Here is a 2706-nt window from a genome sequence, read left to right as displayed (position 1 = left end):
TTATAACATACGTAGTCTAGAACTACTAGATAGCTACATTTCTAACTTTAAAGAGGTTTTTCACACAGTAAAGGAGCATATTAAAAATGAAGAAACTAATAACTTTGTAAAGTTAGAATTTAAATCTGCTTCACAAATTATTAATAAAGGAGAGGCTGTAAATGTATTTGGCTGGTGGCTAACTCACCCAATTACAAATGCACCATATAAAACACCAGTAAATACTGTAGAGGAAAAAGAAACAGATTTAAAATTTATAGCTAATTTTGAAAGATTAAGCTCTTACAAAGGAGAGTTTGGGTTTGATTGGATGCGTGATGAGTATAAAGATATTTGTGATGATTATAATAAATTAAAGAAAGAATATTTTCCTACTTCTATACATCAGGAAGAGTATTTTGTGCCTACTTTAAGTATGTTCCCTAATCAAGATGGTGTAAAACTGAAATTATCAGTAAAAAAGAAAGAAGGAATTATAAGTGATGATGATATAATAAAACTTCCATCAAAAAGCGGCATACGATTTGAACCTAATGAAGTAAAAGTAAATGAAGCTAATGGTAAGCAAATAACTGTAATTTGTGAATCGCCTTTAAATAGTGATGTAATGATAAATTTACTTGATAAGAATGATAAAAAAGTAGGGGCTATCAATATATTTAAAAACAGTAATCATAAACAATTGCACTTTAACATAACACCAGTAAGAGTTCTTAGAGGAATCTCTAAACAAGGTGATATTGATATTATAGAAAAACAAATAGATATTGAGGGAATAATAAAAAAGAATGATGGTACAATTGAGAAGGTTAAAGGTTGGGGAGATAAAGGGAAAGATCTAACAGAAGATTTAAAAAAATTAGAAAACTACTTAAACAAAGAGTCTTTAAATCAAGCTCTTTTACAGTGTAATATTGGCAAGGTTTATGATATTGTTATTGATGAGGACAAATGGTTAGATGATGATTTAATTATAGACCAAGGATGTGTATTTAAAGGGAGTTTATTAAATAAATTTAGTGAAGAATTTAAAAAGCAACATCCTTCTATATATAAGAAAAGAGGTATTACTATGTTTATTTCTCCATTGGAAAATGTTGATAGTGATGGTGAAGAAGGCGCTGGGGGTTATGGTAATTTAGGAGATATAGATTCTCAATATTTGGCAATTTTTAAAACAAACTTATGGAGTAAAGATTCTTTTGCACATGAAATTGCACATGTATCAGGACTTGAGCATAGTTTTAAAGAGGATAAAATATATAATGATCCATTAACGCTGGATGAACATAATGTTTACATAAAGCAGGTTGACGCTAACATTAATTACATGTTAGAAAGTGGTTATTCAGAAAGAGAAATTGCAGAGTATTGGAGTGAACATAAGAAGATATACAAAAAAGTAAAAAGTAAATTAAATGTTTATTATAGAAACTTGCATAAATTTGAACAGGGTCGGACGGAAAACATGATGGATTATTATAACAAAAGAAAATCCTTTTGGAAGTTTCAATGGAAGGCTCTTCAAGATGATATAATTAAATTTTATAACAAATGAAATTAGCTTTTTTTTTAAGTTTTATAACTTACTTGTCATTTTCTCAAGACAAGAAATTGCCTTTTCCTAATATAGCTAAACCGATTAATTCGTATGAATACATAACAGATACTATTAATGGCTTGTTTTTTTATAAAAATATAAGTGGTGATCCTATGAAAGGCAGTTATTACATAACGCATTTTTTAAAAAAACGAAATTCTAAAAAGAAAAATATTATAAGAGATACTTTAATTGATGCAAATGGGAATAAAATGGAAATCCTAGAATGTGGCAATGGAAGAGTGTTTAGTGATTATAAATCATTAAATAAAAGGGAAGAAGGATCTTTTGCTGAAGGCTACAAAAATGGCTTTTGGAAAACTACCTATAAAAACAAATTAATAAAAACTATAAATTATAAAAATGGTTTGGTTATAGGTCGGTACAGAGTATACAGCATTAAAGGAGAACTATTATATAAAACTACATTTGGTTCTTTAGGTAATGGTAAGTTTAAAGATTATTACTACGAAACTGGAATTTTAAGAGAAGAAGGCAATTATGTAAATGGGAAAAAACAAGGGGAATGGTGTTTCTATGATGAGCAAGGAAGCTTGGTTAAAACAATCGATTATAAATAGGTTCTAGGAAAATGAAAAAGCATCTAGGTTGAAGTTTGTTTCAAAAAAAACTTTTAATAAAGCAACTACAGATAATATAATGGATTACCCAGGTTATGATTTACCTGATGGTACCAAAATAAGAAATTATTTCTCAGGTGTAAGCTTTTGGAAATGGCAATCGATAATAATGAGAAATGAAATAACAGCATATTATGGAGAATAGTATATTAAAACAAATAGTTTTTTTAATAATTGTTTTTTTATACACTGTAGCATATGCTCAAGACTTTAAAAAATTCGGTTATGTTTCGCTTACAGACTACGAATACGAAGAGATTATTAAAAATGGTATTCCAAAAACAATGGATGGGAATTTTATTGTCACCTCTCAAAAAGAAGGTAAAATCATTTTTCTATCAATAAAACATTTTAAAGATGGGAAAAAAGTAGGTGAATGGAAAACTTTTTGGAACTTATTAGGTAATGGGTTAAAACTTAATTTTGTAGCGAATTACCAAAGTGATGTGCTCAATGGGTATTATT

4 protein-coding genes are annotated in these 2706 nt (G+C 28.2%); all 4 read left to right on the top strand.

Annotated features, from left to right (window positions below; all coding sequences use genetic code 11):
* The coding region (locus tag A8C32_RS20625) for a hypothetical protein (RefSeq protein ID WP_083253309.1) at positions 1–1558 on the top strand (1558 nt) is incomplete at its 5' end.
* The gene (locus A8C32_RS09515; RefSeq protein WP_069830208.1) at positions 1555–2181 is read left to right on the top strand and encodes a toxin-antitoxin system YwqK family antitoxin; all 627 of its coding nucleotides are present in this window, start codon (positions 1555–1557) and stop codon (positions 2179–2181) included. The genes A8C32_RS20625 and A8C32_RS09515, both read left to right, overlap by 4 nt.
* 28 nt (positions 2182–2209) lie before the next feature.
* On the top strand, positions 2210–2386 hold the full coding sequence (locus tag A8C32_RS20620) for a hypothetical protein (protein WP_165605819.1): 177 nt from the start codon (positions 2210–2212) through the stop codon (positions 2384–2386).
* Positions 2376–2706 (top strand): hypothetical protein (locus A8C32_RS09510; protein ID WP_131798809.1); only part of this gene is annotated, 331 nt, incomplete at its 3' end. The genes A8C32_RS20620 and A8C32_RS09510, both read left to right, overlap by 11 nt.

The organism is Flavivirga aquatica (assembly GCF_001747085.1).
In the GTDB taxonomy this organism is placed as follows: Bacteria; Bacteroidota; Bacteroidia; order Flavobacteriales; family Flavobacteriaceae; genus Algibacter_C; species Algibacter_C aquatica.
This window is presented reverse-complemented; position numbering and strand designations above follow the sequence as displayed.

Coding starts and splice junctions, on each gene's coding strand:
- A8C32_RS09515 (WP_069830208.1), top strand. CDS start 1,555: ATGAAATTAGCTTTTTTTTTAAGTTTTATAACTTACTTGTCATTTTCT.